Source organism: Oceanobacillus locisalsi, from assembly GCF_042675985.1.
Lineage (GTDB): Bacteria > Bacillota > Bacilli > Bacillales > Amphibacillaceae > Oceanobacillus > Oceanobacillus locisalsi.
Window position 1 is genome coordinate 51659 of record NZ_JBHTKK010000009.1, and the last position, 23219, is coordinate 74877.

Here is a 23219-nt window from a genome sequence, read left to right on the forward strand (position 1 = left end):
GGCAAAGCAAAAGGTAAAAAAATCTCCTTAATCATGCTTTTGGCATGATTAAGGAGATCATATGACCATTACGATTCTGCTTCATTATCCTCAAATGGTTTTTCATAAACAGTTTCTTGATATACTTCGATGACTTCACCGGTTTTATCAGCATCAAACATAAATGACCCATTCCCATAACGATCGGATACGGAATATTCCATTGGGTTGACTTTCTGCGTTTCGCCATTCTTCGTTTCATAACAAATTATTTGCTGATGATTATCCACCATAAAGAAACCTTGAATCCGATGCGGTTTTTTCTTCAATTCTTTTAGCATCGTTAACCCGCGTTTAGCACGAGTTCCCTTTTCAAAGGATTTTAACTTCATACGTTTGCTGGCTCCGCGCTGTGTGATGATAAATAAATCTTTAGGTGCTTCCGGATCAAAAACTTGTCCATTGACCACGAAATCATCATCTTTTAAGGCAATGGATTTCACGCCGGCTGCCCTTTGTCCGACAACGGAAACGTCACTTTCGTCATACCATAAACCAAACCCTTTGTGGGTTGTTATAAATAAATCTTTCTGACCGTCTGTCCGGGTAACATGAACGAGTTCATCATCGTTTTTCAGATTTAAAGCAATGAGTGCTTTCCCGCGGCGTTGTGCCTGATAAAGCTGAAACTCGCTCCGTTTTACCATGCCATTCTTCGTAAAGAACATTAAATACCCTTGTTCTTCCTGAAAATCACGGACAGGAATCACTTTCAGCAAATGTTCTTCCTTTTCCAGCGGGACAATATGGGAAATATGCTGCCCCATATCTTTCCAGCGAATATCAGGAAGTTCATGAACAGCACAAAGAATGTATCTTCCTTTTGTTGTGAACAGCATGACATCGTCCGTTGTATTAACCTCCAGCAGACTGATTGGATGGTCATCATCTTTAAGCGGTAAATTTTCATTATTGGAAGCTGCATAAGACCGTAAACTGGTCCGTTTCACATAACCGTCTCTCGTTACAGAAACTAAGACATCTTCACTTGCCACGGTCACTTCGATATTGATTTTCAGCTCTTCCACTTTATCTTCAATATGTGTGCGGCGATTATCTGCAAACTTTTTCTTGATTTGTCTTAAATCGTTTTTAATAGTTTGCAGCAGTTTCTTTTCACTATCCAAAATGCTCGACAGCTTTTCCATTTGTTCCCGCAACTCGCTGGCTTCTTCCTCTAGCTGGACAACATCCGTATTGGTTAACCGGTACAGCTGCAAGGTAACAATGGCTTCCGCCTGCTGCTCAGTAAAACCATATTTATCCATAATCTGGCGCTTGGCATCTGCTTTATCCTTTGATGCACGAATCGTTGCAATCAATTCATCCAAAATGGAAATGGCTTTGATTAACCCTTCCACAATATGCGCTCTTTTCTTCGCCTTATTTAAATCAAACCTTGTCTGATTCGTAACAACCTCGCGCTGATGGCTGACATACGCATCAAGCAGCTGCGGCAGTGATAAAAGCGTCGGTGTTTTATCTTTAATAGCTACCATATTGAAATGATACGTAATCTGCAGGTCGGTATTTTTATATAAGAAATTTAAGATGCCTTCACTATTTGCGTCTTTCTTCAGTTCAACAACAATACGGAGCCCTGTCCGATCTGTTTCATCACGTACTTCAGCAATGCCCTCCACTTTCCTGTCAATGCGGAGTTCATCTATTTTTTTCACCATCGTGGCTTTATTTACTTCAAAAGGTACTTCTGTCACAACAATTTGTTCCCGGTTGCCTTTTAATGTTTCAATCGCTGCTTTTCCGCGAACGACAACTTTTCCTTTACCGGTCTCATATGCCTTTTTAATCCCCTCAACGCCTTGTATAATACCGCCGGTCGGAAAATCAGGCCCTTTCAGCACATGCATTAAATCATCCACACTCGATGCGGGCTTATCAATCCGCATGATGACTGCGTCGATTACTTCTGCCAGATTATGAGGAGGGATGTCCGTTGCATATCCTGCAGAAATTCCTGTAGAACCATTTACTAAGAGATTCGGAAATTTGGCTGGCAAAACAACAGGTTCATCGGTTGTTTCATCGAAGTTAGGAATGTATTCAACGGTCTCTTTATCAATATCCCGAAGAAGTTCTGACGCAATCGGGGACAATCTGGCCTCGGTATAACGCATAGCTGCAGGAGGGTCTCCGTCAATACTGCCGTTATTTCCGTGCATTTCAACCAGTCTGTTACGCACTTTCCAATTCTGGCTTAAACGGACCATTGCCTCGTATACAGAAGAATCTCCATGCGGATGGTAATTACCAATGACAGTTCCGACTGTTTTAGCAGCTTTTCTGAAGTTCTTATCATGCGTATTTCTCTCGGTATGCATGGCATAAAGAATACGCCGCTGTACAGGTTTCATACCATCTCTGGCATCCGGCAGCGCACGGTCCTGAATAATATATTTACTATATCTCCCGAAACGGTCCCCTATAACTTCTTCTAAAGGAAGGTCTAAATATTTCTCTGTTTGATCCAAATGGAATCACTCCTTACAATTCCGAACTATTCTTCTTTATGAATATTTTCATTTTCTAAAATGGTTCCGTCTTCTGCTAAACCAAATTTAACATGCCCCTCAATCCATTTACGACGGGGTTCTACTTTATCTCCCATCAAAGTGGTTACTCTGCGTTCCGCACGTGCAATATCATCAATGGAGACACGGATAAGCGTACGGGATTCCGGGTTCATGGTCGTCTCCCACAATTGATCCGCATTCATCTCGCCCAGTCCTTTATAACGCTGGATATCATAGCCATTCTTTAGTTCTTTTGCTGCTTTTTGGAGTTCCCCTTCATCCCAGGCATAACGTGTTTTTTCCTGTTTTCCTTTTCCTTTCGTAATTTTAAACAGCGGAGGGAGCGCAATAAATATTTTTCCTTCCTCTACCAAAGGCCGCATATAGCGATAGAAAAATGTTAACAACAGCACCTGGATATGGGCTCCGTCCGTATCTGCGTCTGTCATAATGATAATTTTATCATATTGAACATCATCCATATTAAAATCTCCGCCGACACCAGCTCCTATCGTATGAATAACGGTTGAGATTTCTTCATTTTTAAACACATCTTCCAGTTTTGCTTTTTCTGTGTTAATGACCTTGCCTCTTAGCGGAAGCACAGCCTGGAATTTACGATCACGTCCCTGTTTTGCAGAACCGCCCGCGGAGTCTCCTTCGACTAGATATAATTCATTTCTCTTTGGATTTTTGGATTGTGCCGGCGTTAATTTTCCGCTCAGCAAGGAATCTTTTCTTTTCCGTTTCTTTCCGGTACGGGCTTCTTCCCGCGCTTTTCTTGCAGCTTCCCGTGCTTCTTTGGCACGAATCGATTTTTTAATCAGCAGGGAAGAAGTCTCTGCATTTTCTTCTAAAAAGTAATTCAGGTGTTCAGAAACAACTGCGTCCACAGCAGAACGTGCTTCTGTTGTTCCTAATTTGCCTTTTGTCTGCCCTTCAAATTGCAGCTTATTTTCCGGTACACGTACAGATACAATGGCTGTCAGTCCTTCGCGGATATCCGTTCCTTCCAGGTTCTTGTCTTTTTCTTTTAAAAGCCCTGCTCTTCGGGCGTAATCATTTACCGTGCGGGTAATGGCTGATCTTGCTCCAAATTCATGTGTCCCGCCATCTCTGGTCCGTACATGATTGACAAAAGAGAGCATATTTTCAGCGAAACCGTCATTGAATTGAAATGCAAAGTCCACTTCCATTTCTGATTGTTCTCCTTCAAAGGAGACAACCGGATGAAGCACATCTTTTTCTTCATTCAGCCATTTCACAAAAGACTGAAGCCCATCCGGATATTGGTAAATCTGCTGTTCATCATTGTGCTCATCTTTGAGTTCAATTTTCAAACCTTTAAGCAAGAAAGCAGATTCTCTTAAACGTTCCGAAATAGTTTCAAAATTAAATGCGGTTACCGAGAAAATGGTTGGGTCCGGTTTGAAGTGAATAGAAGAACCTTTTTTTCTGGAAGGCCCTTTATCTTCTAACGTCGTTGCCGGATGACCGCCATTTTCAAAACGTTGTTCATATTTATGTCCGTCACGGTAGGTGGTTACTACCAGCCACTCCGATAAAGCATTGACTACAGAAGCCCCTACTCCATGCAGCCCTCCGCTTGTTTTATAGCTTCCTTGACCAAATTTTCCGCCTGCATGCAACACCGTAAAAATAACTTCGATGGTTGGTTTCCCCGTCGCATGCATCCCGATCGGCATTCCTCTGCCGCTGTCCTCCACAGAAATACTGTCATCTTTATGTATGGTTACCGTGATTTGATTGCCATGACCGGCTAGCGCCTCGTCTACAGCATTATCTACAATTTCATAAACAAGATGATGTAATCCGCGAATATCTGTACTTCCGATATACATTCCCGGTCGTTTTCGTACTGCATCCAGCCCTTCCAGCACTTGGATGGAGCTGTCAGAGTATTGATATTCATTTTCCACGAATCATCTTCTCCTTTCAAACTACCTCATATACACATCATAGAACATTCGTTCTTTATTCGCAAATAGAAAAAAGAATAAAAGCTTTATTTAACTCCATAAAAGTATTTCCTCAGCAAATACCTTGTTTATCCACTATAGAGCAGAATTTGTTTTTTCGTCTAGTCTAAACATGTTTCCGGTCCGATAAACCTTCAAAAAAACGTATTCAAATCAGGATAAAACGCACTATATCCATATTTACATCATTAATATCTTATTGGAAAAATCGCAGAAAAGCAAGATAATCATTTATTTTAGGTATGAGCAAATGAAATAAACGTTACTATTCACAGCCAACTTATTTGGCTTCATCAGAGCTCCTCATCAAAATCAACTAAATTTAGAGAATAATGACCGCTACGGAAAAACATTCCGCTTTCCATGGGGACGGCTTCAGCTAACTTGAAAAGAAGACCGCTTTTCAAGTGGATCTTCAGCTCGCCCTGTTCCCATAGGAGTCTCCATGTTTTTCCTTCGCTCATATAGCGTTCTACAGCGAATGCAATACAAAATGATCTGATAAAGTGATTAATGAATCATTTTACGTCGGATAACAAAGTCATTCTGTGTTTCAAATGGCTGCTTCAGCAGTTTGAAGGAGCATAGATGATGCATATCAAGAATAGCTTTGGCGAAAAGAAAATAGCTGTGCTGGGGTTATGCTCTAAATAGATTCTTTTCTGGTTTAACGTTTTTAACACAGCTATATCAAACAGGATAGAACACACCGTTAGCGGAGGCGGACCGTTTTGACTCCTGAGGGATTAGCACCCTCTGAAGATCCACTTTTGCCAAGCGATCTCCTTGGCAAAAGTTAGCTGAAGAGCGTGCCCCTAGGAAAGCAAAACGGTCCGCCGTAGCGGTGGCTACCCTTAAAACTTAATTTGTCTACCATAAATTTTGGTGAAGAGCTCTGAAAATATATTATTTTTATTTGGTGGCTGTGAATAGTAACAAATAAACCTTTAACATGAGAAAAGCTGAAAAACGGTTTATCATCCCGGATTCAGCTTTTCTTCTGCGGTAATAACAAAGCGGCTTCAACCAACAAATTACGCGCTGTCGAAAGGTCGTAATTGCCCCTGCGTTATTTTAATAAAACAGCGTGTATCACTTTAATACAAAGATCCATCGCTACGTCAAAATCATGTTTTTTTAAATAATCATAAGCTTCTTCGTTTACAATTCCCTGCTGCGCCCAGAACATTTTACAATCTGTTTGTACGGCATCTTTTGCAACCTCCATCAGATACTCTGGCCGGCGGAAAACATTAATAATATCAATCGATTCATCTACTTCTGCCAGGGTAGAGAAAGCTTTTTCCCCTAGCACCTCATCAATTGTCGGATTTACCGGAATGATTTTATATCCTTCCTCCTGCATCCTTTTAGCAATTTGATGGGAGGTTCTCTCCGGATTAGCAGATAAACCTACAACTGCGATGGTTTTGGCATTCTCCAGAATTTCTTTCAATCTTTCTTGACTTGGGTTTTCAACAGGCATGGTTATTCCTCCTTTAAAATACTTCTTTGGTACTCCTGCTTTTTCTTACTCAACAAAGCCGTTTTCTGTTAAATAATCTCTGGCAACATCTTCTGCAGCTGCATCCTCATAATCCACTTGGTAATTCATCTCCTGCATTTCCTCATCTGTAATTTGTCCGCTTAATTGATTCAGAATGTCTTCCAGTTCCGGATACTGCTCTAACGTGTCTTCCCGCATTAACGGTGCACCCTGATAGGACGGGAATAAGTTTTCAGAATCTCCCAAGGATACTAGCCCTAATTCTACCATATAACTATCTGTTCCATAAGCGTCAATCACATCCACCTCTCCACTGGCAATCGCCTCTTGACGAAGACCTGGATCCATGGTATTTACCTCATTAAAGTCCAGATTATAAATATCCTGCATTCCGACATAGCCATCATAGCGGTCATTAAATTCTAATGTGAATCCTGCTGTCATCTGATCTTCAAGCGGCTTCAAATCAGAGATATCATCCAGGTTATTTTCTTCCGCAAAATCTTCTGTCACAGCTACCGTATATGCATTATTAAACAACATTGGCTCTAAAAGTTCCAAATTATATGCTTCTTTAATACCATCTCTGGCTTGTACGTATACTTCTTCTGCTTCGTTGGATTCTGCCTGTTCATCAAGCAGGGAAACAATAACCGTACCTGTAAATTCCGGATAAATGTCGATACTTCCTTGCTGCAGCGCATTAAATACCATATCCGTTTTTCCAAGGTTCGGTTCTATATCAACGGAAATATCACTGTCTTCTTCGATTAAAATTTTATAGAGATTCATAATGATTTCCGGCTCTGCTCCCAATTTCCCAGCAATAACAATATCTCCTTTTTGGTTGCTCGGAACCATGAACGGGATGGTCGCAACAAGAACAACAATAATCAACATTGCTGTAAATGCTTTGATTCCATAATTCTTAGAAAGCTTTTCAAATAAACGCAGAATAAAATCGAGAATAATAGCTAATAAAGCAGCTGGAATCGCTCCTAATAATACAAGCGGAATATCTCCTCCGCGGTCCAAACCAAGTAAAATAATATCTCCCAGACCGCCAGCACCGATTAAAGCCGCAATGGTTGTAGTCCCTACGATAAGAACCATGGAGGTACGGATACCAGCCATGATAACAGGCATCGCAATTGGCAAATCCACTTTCATTAATTGCTTCCGTGCATTCATCCCCATGCCTCTGGCAGCTTCTTGTAATGCGGGGTCCACTTCTGCAATTCCTGTGTATGTATTTCTGAGAATCGGCAACAGTCCATAAAGTACTAATGCTACAATAGCCGGCTGAATACCAATCCCTAAAAAGGGGATTAAAAATGCCAACACAGCAAGACTTGGTATGGTCTGCAACACAGCAGAAGTACCAATGATCGGCTCAGCTACACGCGGATATCTTGTCAGAATAATGCCTATTGGTACAGCAATTAAAATCGCAACACCGAGTGAAATTAAAGAAATTTGCAAATGCTCCCAAATAGCTTGAAGGAGCATATCCTGCCGACTTTGGAATACGTCAATAAAGGCATTCATAAAATGCTCGCCCCTTCCTTCTCCTGCTGATAGAAGTAATGAAGCATTTCATCTCTTGTCACCATTCCAACAATTTTTTGATCATTATCCACTACCGGAAACACCGCCTGGTTTGCTGACTGGATGATTGTAAATGCATCTTCCAAGGTGCTTTTTATAGGAATTGTCACAGTATTTTCTTGCTCCTGTTCATACAGAGAATGCACATCTGTTTTCATAACTTCCTGAACAGATTTCAGCCATGGCGATTGCCGGTTCCCTATAAATTCTTCGACAAAATCATTCTGAGGATGTTTCATTAATTGTTCTGGTGAGTCACACTGCACCACACTTCCCTCTCTCATCAAGCAAATCCGGTCACTCATTTTTAATGCTTCATCCATATCATGCGTTACAAACACAATCGTCTTTTTTATCTCTTTTTGCAGTTTGTCGATATCGATTTGCAGTTGTTCTCTGCTAATCGGGTCAAGCGCGCTGAATGGCTCGTCCATTAAAATAATGTCCGGGTCTGCAGCTAATGCCCGGATAACACCGATGCGTTGCTGCTGACCGCCAGAAAGCTCGCGTGGATATCGTTTTTTAAAAGTAGAGGGATCCAGCCCGACCATATCTAACAATTCATCTGTTCGCTTCTCCGTTTTCTTTTTACTCCATTTCAACAGCTCAGGAACTACCTGGATATTTTCCCGAATAGTCATATGAGGGAATAAAGCAATCTGCTGTAGGACATATCCAATATTCCACCGTAATTCATGAATGGAATAATCACTTACCGGTTTTCCGTCTATGTATATCGTTCCTGCAGACGGATCGATCAAACGGTTAATCATCTTCATTGTTGTTGTTTTTCCGCAGCCGCTGGGACCGATCAATGTCATCAATTCGCCTTTTTCCACTGTAAGATTAAATTGATCGACAGCAGTTGTTCCATCCGGGAACGTTTTTGTAATATCGTTAAATGTAATCATGAAAAACCTCCTTCCAAAAAAGATTCCCGTTTATACGTGTTTAAAACCCATTCATTATTTTATTTTCTCTCCAATGAAAAGACAAATAAAATAAATCAACTTACGGTTACTATTTATTTGGCTTCATCAGAGCTCCTCATCAAAATCAACTAAATTTAGGGGATAATGACCGCTACGGAAAACACTACGCTAGTTAATGCGCTTAATCCAAAAATAAATCACTTTATTGTTTAAGCACACAAGTTAGAGTTATGAATCCAATTTATATATATACAAGCTTTCGGGTACTTTTCTAAAAAAATATGTACTTAAACCGATTGGTTCATGCTAAAATAGCTTTAGGAATATAGAATAAGAATTTGAAAAAGAGAGTTGGGAACGCATGGATTATATTATTTTCGGGATTATTGCATATCTCTTAGGATCTATTCCATTCGCCTTAGTTATTGGCAAAATTGGTTATAAAATAGATATTCGTGAACACGGAAGCGGTAACCTTGGAGCCACTAATGCCTTTCGTGTACTTGGTTTTAAGGCGGGCAGCATTGTTATTCTGGGTGATATTTTAAAAGGGACGACAGCTGCTGTGTTGCCGCAGTTATTTCATGCTGATGCTTACCCATTAATTATTGGTATTATTGCTGTTTTAGGACATACTTATCCGATTTTTGCTAAATTTAAAGGCGGCAAAGCGGTGGCAACATCCGGCGGGATGATTCTGGGAATTAATCCCATCTTATTTGTTATTATGATTGCAACTTTTTTTCTGTCGTTGTATTTATCTAAATATGTGTCCCTCTCCTCTATGATTACAGGAGTTATTGCTTTTTTCGCATCATTGTTTTTCCAGAACACCGGATTAACCGTTGTTATTCTGATATTAACCATCTTTGTAACGTACCGGCACTGGTCAAATATTAAACGAATAGTAAAAGGGACAGAGCCTAAAATAACTTGGATGTAAAAGCCGATAAATTGAATATTTAAGCTTGATTCAGTATACTAGTGGCTATAATGATTGTTTAAACATCTGACTACTTCAGGGTTTATCTAGAAAGGGCGTTTTCTATGCAGCAATTCAACACCATTCCATTAAAAAAACTTCCTTCAAAGGAAGAAAGGCATAAATTATTTGGTTCTGTACCACCCGGCGAGAAGAAAAAACCGACTGAAAAAAATAAAATGGCCGATCTACAAAATGTAAAACGCGATTTTCTTTTTGATTTAGATGCAGTCGGTGTTTCCAATGTAAAATATCCTGTTCGTGTGTTAAGCGGACAAGCTCCATTGGAACAAACTACTATCGGTACATTCTCATTCTCATCCAGCATCCCTGCAAACAGCAAAGGAACAAATATGAGCCGTTTCATGGAACTGCTGGAGCAATACCATCAAAACGGATTCAACGTCTCCGTAGGTGCATTAAAACAATTCACAAAGGATTTGGCAACGAAACTGGAACAGACAGACGCAACGATTTCCGTCAGCTTTCCATGGTTTTATGAGCGAAAAGCACCTTATAGCTCTGCGGCTGGACTGAACCATGCTGAAGCATCTGTTTCCGTATGTTATTCAGCAAACAAGGGGTATCAAATCAATGTTTCTTTAAATGTACAAATTACAACATTGTGCCCTTGTTCTAAAGAAATCAGTGAATATAGTGCGCATAATCAACGTGGGAATGTAACGGTTGAAGCAGAACTTGACCCTGACTTTTCCAATGAAGATGAAGATTGGAAAGTACTTTTATTAGAAGCTGCCGAAAGCAATGCAAGTGCCAGGCTTCATCCTGTTTTGAAAAGACCGGATGAAAAAATGGTGACAGAATCTGCTTATGAAAATCCTCGATTTGTGGAGGATATCGTTCGTTTAATTGCTGCCGATTTGTATGAATTACCTGCAGTAATGAAGTTTTATGTAGCCTGCCGTAATGAAGAGTCGATTCATATGCATGATGCCATTGCTTCGGTTACCTACGACAAGCGTAACGGACAAGGGTGATAATCAAATGAAATATATTTTTATTGGGCTAATCCGCTTTTATCAGCTTGCTATTAGCCCTTTCACACCGGCGTCTTGCCGTTTCTACCCTACTTGTTCCGCTTATGCATTAGAGGCGTTCCGACGTTTTGGTTTTTTTAAAGGGGCTATATTATCTATAAAAAGAATTAGTAAATGTCACCCGTTTCATGCAGGGGGCGTGGATTACGTCCCGGAAAAGGGTGAAAAGAAAAAGCACCCTTAACGTTTTTTCTTGGAAGGGAGAGATAGAATGGAAATAACAGTAACAGAACAAGCAGCAAATTGGTATAAAGAAGAGTTAGATCTTCAAGATGAAAAACATGTCCGTTTCTTCCCGAGATATGGCGGAGTGGGCGGCAGAATAGCTGGATTTTCACTTGGTATAAAAGCGGAGGAACCCGAAAATGAAGCAGCTTCTGCCAAAGTAAACGATATTCTGTTTTTTATCGAAGAATCAGATGATTGGTATTTTGAAGGCGCTGATTTGTCCATATCTTATGATGATTCCAGCCAGGAACCTAAAATAGAATACCTCGAAAGAAACGAATAGACAGTAAAAAAACGCAGGTAGCTCACCTGCGTTTTTTTACTGAAACCGTTCCAATTGCTCCAACCGGTTTTCTGATTTTAAAATTTTCCACTGGTAATCACCGAATAGATCAAAATGGGGGTATTCCGGCTTTAAATCAATCCAGGATTCATCCAGCTGATATTTTCTGCCCCATTCTTTCAGTTTTTCCAAATCACTGCAACCCACTTTGGTCACTGTATTGCAGCCAGGAAAGCGGTCATCCAGCCAATAATGCGTAATAAAATCAATTTTCCCGGCCCGGACATTTCGCTTCCACTGATTTAATTCTTCTCTTTTTAAGCCAAAAGCCATTCTTACTCCTCTTTCTTTAGAAAACTTGGTTGTCACCAAGCCTTTAGGTGACAACCTTAGTTACACTTATGCAGTAAGAAAGTTTATACTTTCTTAACTGCCAAGCTGTTTTTGATAGGCAGCATGCCAATCAGGAAATTTTCTGCGGATCGACAGCGGCCGAAATGTGTCTTTATCCACAATCGTATGTGTGGTCGTACCTGTAACAGCAGTGTCTCCTGTTTCTGTTAAAATTTCATACCGATAAACCGTACGTAAGCCATCATAAGCTTCCAGCCATGTTTTTACAACTGGTTTTTCACCATAGCGCACAGCATTTTTATAGGAAATGTGCGCGTCAATCACCGGAGAAACAACATTTTGCTGCTCCATACCTTGATGGTAGTTAAGCCCTAACGCCTCTACAAACTTTGTACGGCCGATTTCAAACCATACAAGGTAGTTAGCATGATACACCACTCCCATCTGATCGGTTTCCTGATATCTTACTTCTATAGGTGTTTCTGTAACTAACAAACTTTCTTCCTCCTCTTCCTTCTCGGTCAATTAATCCATTCCCTGAACCATTTCTTCCATGAATTCATAATCCATCGGTCCAATTCTTCTAGGCTGTTGTATCGTACCATCTGTTCCTATAAAATATGTCGTCGGTGCAGCATAGACAACATATGGTTCCGATAACGAATCGTCCTCATCTAACGGTACTGTAAAAGTATGTTCATTTTCATCAATAAAATCCCCGATATCCGACAATTGATTTTCATGCTGTGTCATATTAACAGCAACTACTTCTACCTCATCCTGATAATCGTCATAGAATTCCTGTATTTCAGGCATTTCTTCAATACAAGGAGGGCACCAAGAATACCAGAAGTTTAAAATCACCTTCTCTCCCTGTAAATCAGACAGACGAAAACTTTCTCCTTCCAACGTCTCGAGTTCAAAGTCAGGAGCGGGTTCACCGGGCTCTATTCCAGTACTTTCTGCAGGTGCAATGCCGGCACCTTGGCTGGATGAACCATCGTCTACAAGTTCCGCCTCCTCTTCTCCCCCTGTTGTATCATCTGTTCTATCCACGATCACATTTGCAATAACAACCCCGACAAGAACAAGCAATAGAGTAAGCGCAAATATTCGTTTATACAATCGTATCTCCCACCATCCACATAGTTTTCCTGCTTCTATCGTAAAGAGGAACGCAAAATTTGTAAAGAATATAGACTCCATAGAAAAAGAGTTTTGCCTTCAATCAGCAAAACTCTTTTTCGTTATCAGTTACATATCTAACTGCTTATGCTTTTACTTTATCACGCAGTACCATACGCAGGATACCACCATGACGATAGTAATCAATTTCAACATCACTATCAAAACGGGCAACTGCTTTAAAGGAAGTTACTTTTCCATCTTCATCTGTTGCAGTTACGTTTACTAAATCGCCAGGTTTTACAGTTTCATCCACATCTACAGCAAATGTTTCTTTCCCTGTTAGCCCTAAGCTTTCCGCACTGTCGCCTTTTTCAAATTGAAGCGGCAATACACCCATCATAACAAGGTTCGAACGGTGAATACGCTCAAAGCTTTCCGCAATAACCATTTTGATTCCTAACAGATTTGTACCTTTTGCAGCCCAGTCACGGGAAGAGCCCATGCCATAATCTTTTCCGCCGATAACTACAAGACCTGTTCCATCTTGTTGATATTTCATTGCAGCATCATAGATTGGCATGACTTCGCCAGTTGGCCAGTATGTTGTATAACCGCCCTCTGTGCCAGGAGCCAGCAAGTTACGGATACGAATGTTTGCAAATGTACCACGCATCATAATCTCATGATTACCACGGCGAGATCCGTAAGAGTTAAAGTTTCTAGGTGAAACACCTTTTTCCTGCAAGAACTTACCTGCTGGCATATCTTTTGCGATAGCACCTGCTGGTGAGATATGGTCGGTTGTGACAGAATCTCCAAACAGGCCGATAGCACGTAACCCGCTAAGTGGCTCAACAGTACCTGCCTCAGGCGTTAAACCTTCAAAGAATGGTGGGTTTTGAATATAAGTAGAATCTTCATCCCACTCAAACAACGGTTCATCTGTTGTATCAATTTCATTCCATTTTTCGTTTGAGTTGAAAACATCTTCATACTCTTTACGGAAAATTTCAGGTGTTACTACTTTTTGTACTTCATCTTTGATTTCTGTCAGTGTTGGCCAAATATCCTGCATGTAAACATCTTTACCGTCTGAATCTTTGCCAATAGGCTCTTTTACGAGATCCAAATCCGTTGTTCCAGCCAGTGCATAGGCAACAACAAGTGGCGGAGAAGCAAGGTAGTTTGCTTTCACCAGCGGATGGATACGCCCTTCAAAGTTACGGTTACCGGATAATACGGAAGATGCGACTAAATCATTCTCGGCAATCGCTTGTTCAATCTCTTCACGTAATGGACCCGAGTTACCGATACATGTTGTACATCCGTAACCTACAAGGTTAAAGCCTAATTGATCTAAATACGTTTGCAAACCGGCATCTTCCAAGTAGCGTGTTACTACTTTTGAACCAGGTGCTAATGACGTTTTGACATACTCAGGAACTTCCAAGCCTTTTTCAACTGCTTTTTTCGCAACCAATCCAGCACCTAACATCACGTAAGGGTTGGATGTGTTTGTACAGGATGTAATCGCCGCAATCGCAAGACTTCCTGTTTTCATCACAGAAGTTTTTCCGTTTGGATGGTTGATTTCAACCTCTTTATCAAATTCAGATTTATCTAATCCGAATCCTTGGTTGCCTTCTTTCGCAGTTATTGCTTTATTGAATTCTTTTTTCATGTCAGAAAGAGCGATTAAATCTTGCGGACGTTTTGGACCGGAAAGATTCGGCTCTAATTCGGACAAGTTAATTTCGATGACTTGTGTATATTCTGGATCCGCATCATCTGAATCATACCATAAGTCATTTTCTTTACTGTATTTTTCTACAACGCTGATTAATTCATCACTGCGTCCGGTTAATTTCAGATAATCCAATGTTTCCTGGTCAATCGGGAAGAAACCGCAAGTAGCACCATATTCCGGAGCCATGTTGGAAATGGTAGCACGGTCTGCCAATGGCATATCCTTCAGTCCTGGACCGAAGTACTCTACGAATTTCCCGACAACATTTTGTTCACGCAACACTTGCGTTACTTTTAATGCCAGGTCGGTTGCTGTTGTTCCATTCGGGAAGGAACCTGTAAATTTCACGCCGATAACTTCCGGTGCAGGGAAAAAAGAAGGCTGTCCAAGCATACCTGCTTCTGCTTCAATTCCGCCAACGCCCCAGCCAAGAATACCAAGGCCGTTAATCATCGTCGTATGAGAGTCTGTTCCCACAAGTGAATCCGGGAATGTATCATAAGTACCGTCTTCATTTTCACGTGCGTGCACAACATCAGCCAGATACTCCAGGTTTACCTGATGGACAATACCAGTTGCAGGCGGTACAGCACGATAGTTATTAAATGCTTTCTGTGCCCAGTTTAAGAACTGATAACGCTCAGCATTACGTTCAAATTCCAGTTCCATATTTGCACGTAACGCATCCGAAGTACCATATTGGTCAACTTGTACAGAGTGGTCAATAACTAAGTCTACAGGAACTTCCGGGTTGATTTTATCCGGCTCTCCTCCTAGGTCAACAGTTGCCTTACGAAGGGATGCAAGATCTACAACGGCAGGTACCCCTGTAAAATCTTGAAGGATGACACGAGAAGGCTTGAACGGAACATCTTCCCCTGTAGCTTTATCTGTTCCCCATTGTGCTAAGGATTCAACATGCTCATTTTTAATTTGATGGCCATCTTGTTGTCTTAATAATGATTCTAAAAGAACACGCACAGAAAAAGGCAAGCGATCTACTTTACCTAAACCCGCTTCTTCCAGCGCTTTCAAATGGTAATAATTATACGTTTTACCATTCAATTCGAACTGCTTTTTTGCATTATACGCATTTGTGTTCGACATATAGTGTTACCCCTTTCATTTCCTACCCTTCTTCTCATTACAATAAAGAAGGTATTCCTTTTTTCATTCATATGCTATTCCAATTAATAAACCGTTCATAATATATAATATAGGAATCTAGTAAATAAAACAAATAATTATTGTTAAATAGTAGATAGTAAAAAGTTATGCCAAGAGATAAATTTAACTTATATGATTGCTGATTATTAATAGAAAAAAGGAATATAAAACAACCAGGATAACATTATTCGTCTATACCAGCTTCGTCATCAGCTTTAGGAAAAATAATCTCAAATGTACTCCCTTTGGAGACATTATTATACATATGCAGATCGGCGTCATGGTTGCTGAGGATTTTCTTCGTAATCAAAAGCCCCAGTCCTGTACCAGAACTTTTCGTTGTGAAAAACGGCTCTCCCAATCGATGCACGGCATCTTCCGGCAACCCGCAGCCTTCATCAATAACGGATAATTTTACTTTATGTTCTATTTCTTCCGCTTCTACGATTATTTTTCCGGACTGTTCCATGGCTTCAATCGCATTTTTCACCAGATTAATCAGAACTTGTTTAATTTGGGACCGGTCACAAAGAATAGACGCTTCTGTACTGCTTTGCAATTGAATTTGAATATCTTTTTGCGTCGCTTGCGATTGTAATAACAGTTCTACATCTTGCATCATTTTTGTTACTTTTTCTTTGGAACGGTTGTCCGTCAACGGCTTAGAAATAAATAGCAGTTCAGATGTAATCGACTCAATTTTATCGACTTCTTCAATCATCACATTAAAATATTCTTCTTTATGCTGTGCACCAGCCTGCAGCAATTGCAAAAAACCTTTCAGCGATGTAAGCGGATTGCGGATTTCATGAGCCAAACTGGCAGCTAACTGCCCAGCTACATTCATCTTTTCCGAACGAATCATTAAATCATCCAACCTGGTATCTTCTTCTTTTCGTTCCAGGTAAAACAAGTATCTTTTTTCAACATCTATATCTTGAAAAATATTGTTTAACTCACAAGAAAAAGAAAGCTTCTCCCCATTTTTATCCGGAATGTCTATTAATAGTTTTTTGTGTTTCATTTCGTCATCTGCTACAGCTTGTGAAATAATTTCTGAATCTATTTTAATCGGAGAATTGCTCCACGTTTTTCCGATTACTTCTTCCGGATCATAGCCAAGTATCCCATATACAGAGTCACTAATATATTCAATTTCCTGATTGGTATTCATGACCACTACTATTCCTTCTATTTTCTTGCTCAGCCATGAAATAATGGCCGCTGAAAGCGCTGCATCAGGGTGTAAATTATAACGACTTTCAGAACTTTGTAAGTCACTCGGGTTCTCATTTCTATTATTTCTATCCATACCCATGCTCCTTTCAGAAGGTGTTATAAATAATATGTATGATTATGACGAAACAATTATGAATACTTGTGTATATTTCTTATTATCTTTATAATGTTAAAGTAAGGAAACTTAACAATGGTTAAATTCATGTTACTACAATTTTCTAAAAAAATAAATTGATTAGTTGAGAATAAATTAGCAATATTCGTAATTTTTTCATGTAAAATTAAGGTGAGGTGTGCGATGATATCACTGATTATTATACTGTGGGGCTGTTTATTAATTGGTTTAATGGCAATCGGTGGATATTTTATGTTTCGAAAGTTTTTAAAAAAACTCCCGAAAGAAGACGGACGATCTATTATGGACTGGGAAGAACATTATTTAGAGCAAACCATACATAAATGGTCCCAAACAGAAAAGGACTTTTTGGAAGAATTGGTCTCCCCTGTTCCTGAACTGTTCAGAGATGTAGCCAGACAAAGAATCGCCAGCAAAATTGGAGAGTTATCCATTCAGAAAAATGAAGCTACTATTACACATGCAACATTGATAGAAGGATATATTTTAGCAACACCGAAAAAAGATCACAAATTTCTTCGTAAAAAACTAAAAGAAAAAAACATTGATGTCACTCCATATGAATCTTTTTTCAAACAATCCAAAGAAGACTATCAGGAGAATTGGAGAGAAAAATACAAACAGAAAAATTCATAAGGTTAATTCGTATATCTTGGCAGCAGGAATTTTTCAGGTTCTTTCAGCATTGGAATTTGTCCGCAACCAAAAAGCAAAGTGCAGAACGTCATGCACTTTGCTTTTTGGTTAATTGTACATATTGATAGAGCATAGCCAGCCTCCATGTACCTATCATCCCTAAGGCAAGTAAAAAGAACATTCCTGAGGTCTCGCCTACGGAGATGCTTGTCCCAATAATAAGCTTAATAGTGATACGAATGATTAATAAGCCAACTAAAATAACCGGAAACATTTTCGAAGGTTTGACGTAAATATTATCATCAGAAAGCTCTAATTTTGATGTTTTTATTAAAAAAATCGAAAATATGATTCCCACAGCCAACGCTTCTGCAACCTGAAGCCAGCTTATCCGAAACATGGGAAATAAGAACATCAATGCACCCGTACTCATGAAAAAAGGCGGTAATATAATCTTTTTTACAGATGCCGGCCTTCTGGAAGCACGCATTCGTACAAAAATCATCACAATTGCCATGAATGCAAAGACAGCTGTTGTCGCAATTGCTAAATACATAAATAACAACTCTTTTCTTTATACAACAGAAAATACCGGTCCACGTCATAGCGGCCGATACTTCCCGCTCAATAAAATGTTTTCAAAGGAATCCGGTTATCATATCAATAAATTTAAAAACCGGAAAATCCGAATAAATTTGCTAAAAACGCTGTAATTTTCGTCATCCAATCAAAGAATAAGGCAACCCCCATGAATATCATAATCCATCCGCCGATTTTCACCATTTTTTTGCTATGCTTTCTAAACCACTTTAATTTGCCGATGAAAAAAGCAAGTAACAAGAAAGGAATAGCAAAACCTAAGATATAGCTGATCATCATAACAAGCCCAATATTTGGATTCGTTGCCGCTAACGAGAATACAACCATTAAAATCGGTCCAGTACACGGTGTCCAGCCTAAAGAAAACGCCATTCCAATAATAATGGAACCAAAAAACCCGGCCGGACGGTTTTTAAACTGAATTTTACGATCTTTCATCAGAAATTCGAAATTTAAAACGCCTACAATAACCAGACCAAAAAAGATAATTAAAATAGCGCCAATCTGTCTAATGGTATCTTGATAAGTCATTAAAAATTCGGAAATATATGTTGTCGTAAATCCAATCATTATAAAAATACTTGAAAAACCGATTAGAAAACATATTGTATGTAATATCGCTTTTCGATCGAGCCGTTTATCATCTTGATTTACTTCATCCATGCTCATTCCAGTAATATACGAAAGAAATACAGGGTATAAAGGAAGAACACAAGGCGAAATAAATGAAAGGAATCCAGCTGCAAAGGCCAGAAAAATATTAATCTCTTCCACATGACTCCCCCCTAATCATCTCTATTTTAACAGAGAAACACAAAAATAAAAGTCAAATTTATGACAATCTATACACACTTTATGAATGAAATTTCAAAAATATTCTCTTCTCCTTTTTCGGTTCTTCGCTGAATTTGATGGTGTAATACCTATTATAGATTTCGTTTTGATCTTTTTTAGGAAGGATTTTTAACTAACTCAATTTTCGGACTTTAAAAGTAACTTCCATTCCAAGGGAACAGAGATTGATCGTTTCTTTCATACAGCTGTTGAGAAAGATGAGAAGGGAAAGTGTGAGGCATATCACCGCTGCGGCGGACCGTTTTGCTTTCCTAGGGGCACGCTCTTCAGCTAACTTTTGCCAAGAAGAGCGCTTGGCAAAAGTTAGCTGAAGAGCGCGCTGATCCCTCAGGAGTCAAAACGGTCCGCCTCCGCTAGTAGGATGTTCTCTATATGAAATAGCTGAACAAATAAAAGTAGATTAGACAGAACACATTTTTCGTGGTGCATGATAAAAATGTTCAGCAAGCATTCCTTTCTGTGCATGAAAGCCATTATTTTATCTCACTTCATCAGGATGTTATTTCTTCCAAACGCTGTAGCATCCTATTAGAGCGCAGGCCAACCACGGAGACTCCTAGTCGGCTAAGACCGGTCACGTCCTGTGACCAACGGCCGACACTAGGACGTCCTGGGACTGCGGTTACTCGCCCCATCAAAAACCGTTGTACGTCGGAAAGCGGGGGGCTTGGCCGGAGCGGGAGCTGTACACCATACCCTGTTCAAAAAAATAGCAGGACACTTTAACTCAAAGCAAGGTTTATATGCTTATTTTTAAGTACGTAAGTTGAGTAACTAAATCATACAAGAAAATAAAAAACCACTCTTCTGCTTCACTTTTAACAGAAAAATGGTTTTTGAAATTACGTAACCAATCACTTTTTACTTTAAAGAAAAAATTAATCCGACAGTTTTTTATTATAATCAGAAAAAATCAAGATGGTTGTAAGGCTGATATATCAAGGGTTATTTCTGATTTTGGTTATTCATAGACCGCATCATTTGATTGATTTTCTTTTGTGACGGCTTTTGGCCCATTTGCATCATCAATGTACGAAGCATTTGCTCATTGATCGGCGGATTCTTTTTCAAGTAGTTCATCATATATTTTCTAGCAATGAAAAATCCAAGAGCAACACCAGCAATTAAAGCTGCAATTGCAATTAATACTACCCATATCGTACTCATGTTACTACATTTCCTCCTTCGTGTTGTCTCTAGTACAGTATATTAGATTAGAGGAAATTATACAACACTTGACTTTCATCATTCATAGCTTTCAATGGCTTAGGAGAAATCCACCCGTATTGCGGTGTATCTTTCCCCTGAACAAAGAAATAAGGATGAATATCTTCTAAAATAGGAAAAAGCAGTGACACTGCGGTAGTTAAATGATTACATTTCAAAATTAATTCTCCATTCTCAATATACAGGCAAACTGTCTCTTCTCCCCTTTTTATGAGAACTCGATTTCCAATTCGTTTTACGTTAATTTCCGGCGAAGAAAACGTCTTCAAATGCATAGCAAACTTATAAAAATGGATTTTTCGTGTTATAAATCGAAATTGCTTTCTTATAATGATTTCATCCTTTTTCTCATTACATTCCAAAAAGAACCGATGTAATAAATCACTTTTATGAAAATAGTTTTTTGCCACATTTTCTTCTATCCAATAAATTGCGTATTCATTCATCACGTATTCCCCCTTTGTCTATCTATTATAGGGGAATCTATCTCCGGAACTTGTCAAAATAGCGTGCAAGAAACAACTTCTTTTGTCGAATACAAGAATAAAGAGAGAAATGGTATCCATCTCTCTCTTTATAGACATCATATATTCTTTTTTATTTCGTTACTTCTTCTACTAATTGAACAACGTTTTCTACGGTAAAACCATATTTTTCAATAATTAAATCGCCATTAGCAGAAGCACCGAAACGATCAATGGTAAGGGTTTTGCCTTCCAGACCGACATAACGGTCCCATCCGAATGAGGAAGCCATTTCAAGTCCGACTCTGGCAGTTACCTCTTTCGGAAGTACTTTATTTTTATAAGCTTCATCTTGTACTTCAAAACGGTCCCAAGAAGGCATACTAACTACTCGCACATCGATATCTTTTGCTTGAAGAGCTTCTTGAGCTGCAACTGCCAAGTGAACTTCAGAACCGGTAGCTAAAAGCAGCGCATCTGGTGTCTCTTTTTCAGAGTCACTTACAATATAAGCGCCTTTTTTAACGCCGTCGTATGCAAGTTCTGCCGTATGAGCCAGTGTAGGAATGTTTTGGCGTGTCAACACAAGAGCTGTCGGCTGGTTAGTTGACTCTAAAGCTATTCTCCACGCAGCCTGTACTTCATTGGCATCTGCTGGACGAATGAGCGATAAATGCGGCATAGCACGTAAAGCTGCTAATTGTTCAATAGGTTCATGCGTCGGTCCATCTTCACCTACTGCAATCGAATCATGGGTGAATACATAAGTTACCGGTGCATTCATAATAGATGCCAGGCGGATAGAAGGACGTAAATAGTCACTGAATACAAAGAATGTTCCCCCAAAGATATTTAATCCTCCGTGAAGAGCCATTCCATTTAATGCTGCGCCCATGGCATGTTCTCGTACACCAAACCAAATATTGCGTCCGGTATAATCTTCTTTTGTAAAATCATTTTCATCTTTGATTGTTGTTTTATTCGATCCAGCCAGGTCTGCACTGCCTCCAAAAAAGTTTGGAACAGTTTTCGCCACGGCGTTTAATACTTCACCAGATGAAGCGCGTGTAGCCAGCTTAGAACCTTCCTCATAAACCGGCAGATTTTCTTCCCAGTTTTCAGGAAGTTCCCCTTTTATTGCAAGTTCTAAGTTTTTACCTAACTCCGGAAAAGCTTCCGTATAAGCTGAAACAAGTTGATTCCAAGCAGCTTCTTTGTCTGAACCGTCATCAATAATTTTTTCTTTAAAGTCGGCATATACTTCATCAGGTACATGGAATTCATCATACGTCCAATTGTAATTCTCTTTTGTTAATTTCACTTCGTCCGCTCCAAGTGCAGCTCCGTGGGCAGCGCTGGAAGCAGATTTATTTGGAGAACCATAACCAATAACAGTTTTGACCTCAATTAATGTCGGCTGGTCTTTATTTTGCTGTGCTTCTTTAATCGCCTGACGAATAGTTTTGAGATCATTGCCGTCTTCTACCCGCAGTACTTGCCAGCCATATGCTTTAAAGCGTTGTTCTGTGTTTTCAGAGAATGAACGGTCTAAATCGCCGTCTAATGAAATATCATTGGAATCATATAAAGCAATCAGCTTCCCTAAGCCCATGTGGCCTGCAAGCGACGCTGCTTCGTGAGAAATCCCTTCCATTAAATCTCCATCGCTGACAATAGCGTAAGTGTAATGATCTACTACATCATAACCTTCTTTATTATAAGTCGCGCCAAGATGTGCTTCTGCCATTGCCATTCCAACAGACATCGCAATACCCTGTCCTAATGGACCGGTTGTTGCTTCAACCCCGTCTGTATGATGCACTTCCGGATGCCCCGGTGTTTTTGAATCCCATTGACGGAAATTTTTTAAATCGTCAATAGAAACTTTATAGCCGGATAAATGCAACAGGCTGTAAAGTAACATCGAACCATGCCCCGCTGATAATACAAAACGATCCCGGTTGAACCATTTTGAATTCTTCGGATTATGATCCATAAAGTCAGTCCAAAGTGTGTAAGCCATCGGTGCTGCCCCCATTGGCAAACCAGGATGGCCTGAGCTTGCGTTTTCAATTGCATCAATAGCTAATGTGCGAATCGTATTAATGGATAGTTGTTCAATTTCTTGTGTCATTATTTTTCTCCTTCCACTGCAAACATATTCTGTTCATAACTCTATTTTATAATGAAATACGGAACGATACAAGCTAAGTCCATGCAGCCAATTAATGTTTCTTGTTACGATCCTGATAATCACGGAGTTTTTTCGGTGTCACATCATTGCCTTCAGGGTCCACTACTGTCATCCCTTTTAAGTGATTTTTAAAAGCTCCCCGCACATTTGCAAGGTACGCTTCACGAAGTTCTTTCTGTTCTGTTTTTTCGTCTTCGGTCAAACCTTCATTTTTCGATTTTTTCGCTAATACGTTTATTCTATCTAATTTGTCTTTAGACAACATAACTTGTCCCTCCTTCTGTCGCTACATATTCAAAAT

Annotated in this window: 21 protein-coding genes; 5 read left to right on the top strand and 16 right to left on the bottom strand. The window is 39.6% G+C overall.

The features are described 5' to 3' along the window. Positions 1-68: 68 nt before the first annotated feature. From parC to ACFQ19_RS09105, 5 genes are all read right to left on the bottom strand, one after another. Complete coding sequence (gene parC, locus ACFQ19_RS09085; RefSeq protein WP_379591761.1) at positions 69-2531, bottom strand: DNA topoisomerase IV subunit A; 2463 nt, start codon at positions 2529-2531, stop codon at positions 69-71. A gap of 26 nt (positions 2532-2557) precedes the next feature. Beyond that, the gene (parE, locus tag ACFQ19_RS09090) at positions 2558-4513 is read right to left on the bottom strand and encodes a DNA topoisomerase IV subunit B (protein ID WP_379591762.1); all 1956 of its coding nucleotides are present in this window, start codon (positions 4511-4513) and stop codon (positions 2558-2560) included. Between the two features lie 1129 nt (positions 4514-5642). Then, positions 5643-6059: a CoA-binding protein gene (locus tag ACFQ19_RS09095; RefSeq protein WP_379591763.1), complete on the bottom strand. Its 417-nt coding sequence runs from the start codon at positions 6057-6059 to the stop codon at positions 5643-5645. Between the two features lie 45 nt (positions 6060-6104). Next, positions 6105-7628 (bottom strand): ABC transporter permease/substrate-binding protein, encoded by a 1524-nt coding sequence (locus ACFQ19_RS09100; RefSeq protein ID WP_379591764.1) that lies wholly within the window; start codon positions 7626-7628, stop codon positions 6105-6107. Next, positions 7625-8599: an ABC transporter ATP-binding protein gene (locus ACFQ19_RS09105; protein WP_379591765.1), complete on the bottom strand. Its 975-nt coding sequence runs from the start codon at positions 8597-8599 to the stop codon at positions 7625-7627. The genes ACFQ19_RS09100 and ACFQ19_RS09105 overlap by 4 nt, the downstream gene beginning before the upstream one ends. 382 nt (positions 8600-8981) lie before the next feature. Here ACFQ19_RS09105 and plsY point away from each other — a divergent pair, with 382 nt between their 5' ends. From plsY to ACFQ19_RS09125, 4 genes are all read left to right on the top strand, one after another. Continuing rightward, positions 8982-9563, top strand: coding sequence for a glycerol-3-phosphate 1-O-acyltransferase PlsY (gene plsY, locus ACFQ19_RS09110; RefSeq protein WP_379591766.1), 582 nt, complete (start codon positions 8982-8984; stop codon positions 9561-9563). Between the two features lie 104 nt (positions 9564-9667). Further along, on the top strand, positions 9668-10600 hold the full coding sequence (gene folE2, locus ACFQ19_RS09115) for a GTP cyclohydrolase FolE2 (protein WP_379591767.1): 933 nt from the start codon (positions 9668-9670) through the stop codon (positions 10598-10600). 7 nt (positions 10601-10607) lie between these two features. After that, complete coding sequence (gene yidD, locus ACFQ19_RS09120; protein ID WP_379591768.1) at positions 10608-10844, top strand: membrane protein insertion efficiency factor YidD; 237 nt, start codon at positions 10608-10610, stop codon at positions 10842-10844. A gap of 27 nt (positions 10845-10871) precedes the next feature. Further along, positions 10872-11171 carry a HesB/YadR/YfhF family protein gene (locus tag ACFQ19_RS09125; protein ID WP_379591769.1) on the top strand — a complete coding sequence of 100 codons (300 nt, stop codon included), beginning with the start codon at positions 10872-10874 and terminating at the stop codon, positions 11169-11171. Between the two features lie 36 nt (positions 11172-11207). On the opposite strand, the gene ACFQ19_RS09130 is transcribed toward ACFQ19_RS09125, so the two are convergent. The 5 genes from ACFQ19_RS09130 to ACFQ19_RS09150 all read right to left on the bottom strand — a co-directional run bounded on the left by ACFQ19_RS09130 (position 11208) and on the right by ACFQ19_RS09150 (position 16879). Further along, complete coding sequence (locus ACFQ19_RS09130; protein ID WP_379591770.1) at positions 11208-11504, bottom strand: hypothetical protein; 297 nt, start codon at positions 11502-11504, stop codon at positions 11208-11210. A gap of 93 nt (positions 11505-11597) precedes the next feature. Then, entirely contained in the window at positions 11598-12020 is a 423-nt protein-coding gene (locus ACFQ19_RS09135; protein ID WP_379591771.1) for an acyl-CoA thioesterase, read from the bottom strand. Positions 12021-12050: 30 nt separating this feature from the next. Beyond that, a complete protein-coding gene (locus ACFQ19_RS09140) occupies positions 12051-12650 on the bottom strand; it encodes a TlpA family protein disulfide reductase (protein ID WP_379591772.1) in 600 nt (199 codons plus the stop codon). Positions 12651-12795: 145 nt separating this feature from the next. Next, positions 12796-15507 (bottom strand): aconitate hydratase AcnA, encoded by a 2712-nt coding sequence (gene acnA, locus ACFQ19_RS09145; protein ID WP_379591773.1) that lies wholly within the window; start codon positions 15505-15507, stop codon positions 12796-12798. Positions 15508-15751: 244 nt separating this feature from the next. Further along, positions 15752-16879, bottom strand: a complete 1128-nt coding sequence (locus ACFQ19_RS09150; protein WP_379591774.1) for an ATP-binding protein — start codon at positions 16877-16879, stop codon at positions 15752-15754. 225 nt (positions 16880-17104) lie between these two features. Between ACFQ19_RS09150 and ACFQ19_RS09155 the strand changes: the two genes are divergently transcribed. Beyond that, entirely contained in the window at positions 17105-17578 is a 474-nt protein-coding gene (locus tag ACFQ19_RS09155) for a DUF2621 family protein (RefSeq protein ID WP_379591775.1), read from the top strand. 88 nt (positions 17579-17666) lie between these two features. On the opposite strand, the gene ACFQ19_RS09160 is transcribed toward ACFQ19_RS09155, so the two are convergent. The 6 genes from ACFQ19_RS09160 to ACFQ19_RS09185 form a co-directional block, all read right to left on the bottom strand. Continuing rightward, positions 17667-18134, bottom strand: coding sequence for a CcdC family protein (locus ACFQ19_RS09160; protein ID WP_379591776.1), 468 nt, complete (start codon positions 18132-18134; stop codon positions 17667-17669). A 113-nt stretch (positions 18135-18247) separates the two neighbouring features. Further along, positions 18248-18952, bottom strand: a complete 705-nt coding sequence (locus tag ACFQ19_RS09165) for a cytochrome c biogenesis CcdA family protein (protein ID WP_379591777.1) — start codon at positions 18950-18952, stop codon at positions 18248-18250. Between the two features lie 1026 nt (positions 18953-19978). Further along, positions 19979-20200 (bottom strand): YneF family protein, encoded by a 222-nt coding sequence (locus tag ACFQ19_RS09170; RefSeq protein WP_080874558.1) that lies wholly within the window; start codon positions 20198-20200, stop codon positions 19979-19981. A 47-nt stretch (positions 20201-20247) separates the two neighbouring features. Then, the gene (sirA, locus tag ACFQ19_RS09175) at positions 20248-20706 is read right to left on the bottom strand and encodes a sporulation inhibitor of replication protein SirA (RefSeq protein WP_379591778.1); all 459 of its coding nucleotides are present in this window, start codon (positions 20704-20706) and stop codon (positions 20248-20250) included. 151 nt (positions 20707-20857) lie between these two features. Further along, entirely contained in the window at positions 20858-22858 is a 2001-nt protein-coding gene (tkt, locus tag ACFQ19_RS09180; RefSeq protein ID WP_379591779.1) for a transketolase, read from the bottom strand. A 91-nt stretch (positions 22859-22949) separates the two neighbouring features. Further along, positions 22950-23183, bottom strand: a complete 234-nt coding sequence (locus tag ACFQ19_RS09185; protein WP_379591780.1) for a DUF896 domain-containing protein — start codon at positions 23181-23183, stop codon at positions 22950-22952. Positions 23184-23219: the final 36 nt, after the last annotated feature.

What these genes read in the sequence shown, in the direction of transcription:
- ACFQ19_RS09095 (WP_379591763.1), bottom strand. Translation starts at nt 6,059, where the DNA reads ATGCCTGTTGAAAACCCAAGTCAAGAAAGATTGAAAGAAATTCTGGAG.
- acnA (WP_379591773.1), bottom strand. Translation starts at nt 15,507, where the DNA reads ATGTCGAACACAAATGCGTATAATGCAAAAAAGCAGTTCGAATTGAAT.
- ACFQ19_RS09185 (WP_379591780.1), bottom strand. Translation starts at nt 23,183, where the DNA reads ATGTTGTCTAAAGACAAATTAGATAGAATAAACGTATTAGCGAAAAAA.
- ACFQ19_RS09125 (WP_379591769.1), top strand. Translation starts at nt 10,872, where the DNA reads ATGGAAATAACAGTAACAGAACAAGCAGCAAATTGGTATAAAGAAGAG.
- yidD (WP_379591768.1), top strand. Translation starts at nt 10,608, where the DNA reads ATGAAATATATTTTTATTGGGCTAATCCGCTTTTATCAGCTTGCTATT.
- tkt (WP_379591779.1), bottom strand. Translation starts at nt 22,858, where the DNA reads ATGACACAAGAAATTGAACAACTATCCATTAATACGATTCGCACATTA.
- ACFQ19_RS09155 (WP_379591775.1), top strand. Translation starts at nt 17,105, where the DNA reads ATGATATCACTGATTATTATACTGTGGGGCTGTTTATTAATTGGTTTA.
- plsY (WP_379591766.1), top strand. Translation starts at nt 8,982, where the DNA reads ATGGATTATATTATTTTCGGGATTATTGCATATCTCTTAGGATCTATT.
- ACFQ19_RS09130 (WP_379591770.1), bottom strand. Translation starts at nt 11,504, where the DNA reads ATGGCTTTTGGCTTAAAAAGAGAAGAATTAAATCAGTGGAAGCGAAAT.
- ACFQ19_RS09170 (WP_080874558.1), bottom strand. Translation starts at nt 20,200, where the DNA reads ATGAGTACGATATGGGTAGTATTAATTGCAATTGCAGCTTTAATTGCT.
- sirA (WP_379591778.1), bottom strand. Translation starts at nt 20,706, where the DNA reads ATGAATGAATACGCAATTTATTGGATAGAAGAAAATGTGGCAAAAAAC.
- ACFQ19_RS09150 (WP_379591774.1), bottom strand. Translation starts at nt 16,879, where the DNA reads ATGGATAGAAATAATAGAAATGAGAACCCGAGTGACTTACAAAGTTCT.
- folE2 (WP_379591767.1), top strand. Translation starts at nt 9,668, where the DNA reads ATGCAGCAATTCAACACCATTCCATTAAAAAAACTTCCTTCAAAGGAA.
- ACFQ19_RS09105 (WP_379591765.1), bottom strand. Translation starts at nt 8,599, where the DNA reads ATGATTACATTTAACGATATTACAAAAACGTTCCCGGATGGAACAACT.
- ACFQ19_RS09160 (WP_379591776.1), bottom strand. Translation starts at nt 18,134, where the DNA reads ATGTATTTAGCAATTGCGACAACAGCTGTCTTTGCATTCATGGCAATT.
- ACFQ19_RS09100 (WP_379591764.1), bottom strand. Translation starts at nt 7,628, where the DNA reads ATGAATGCCTTTATTGACGTATTCCAAAGTCGGCAGGATATGCTCCTT.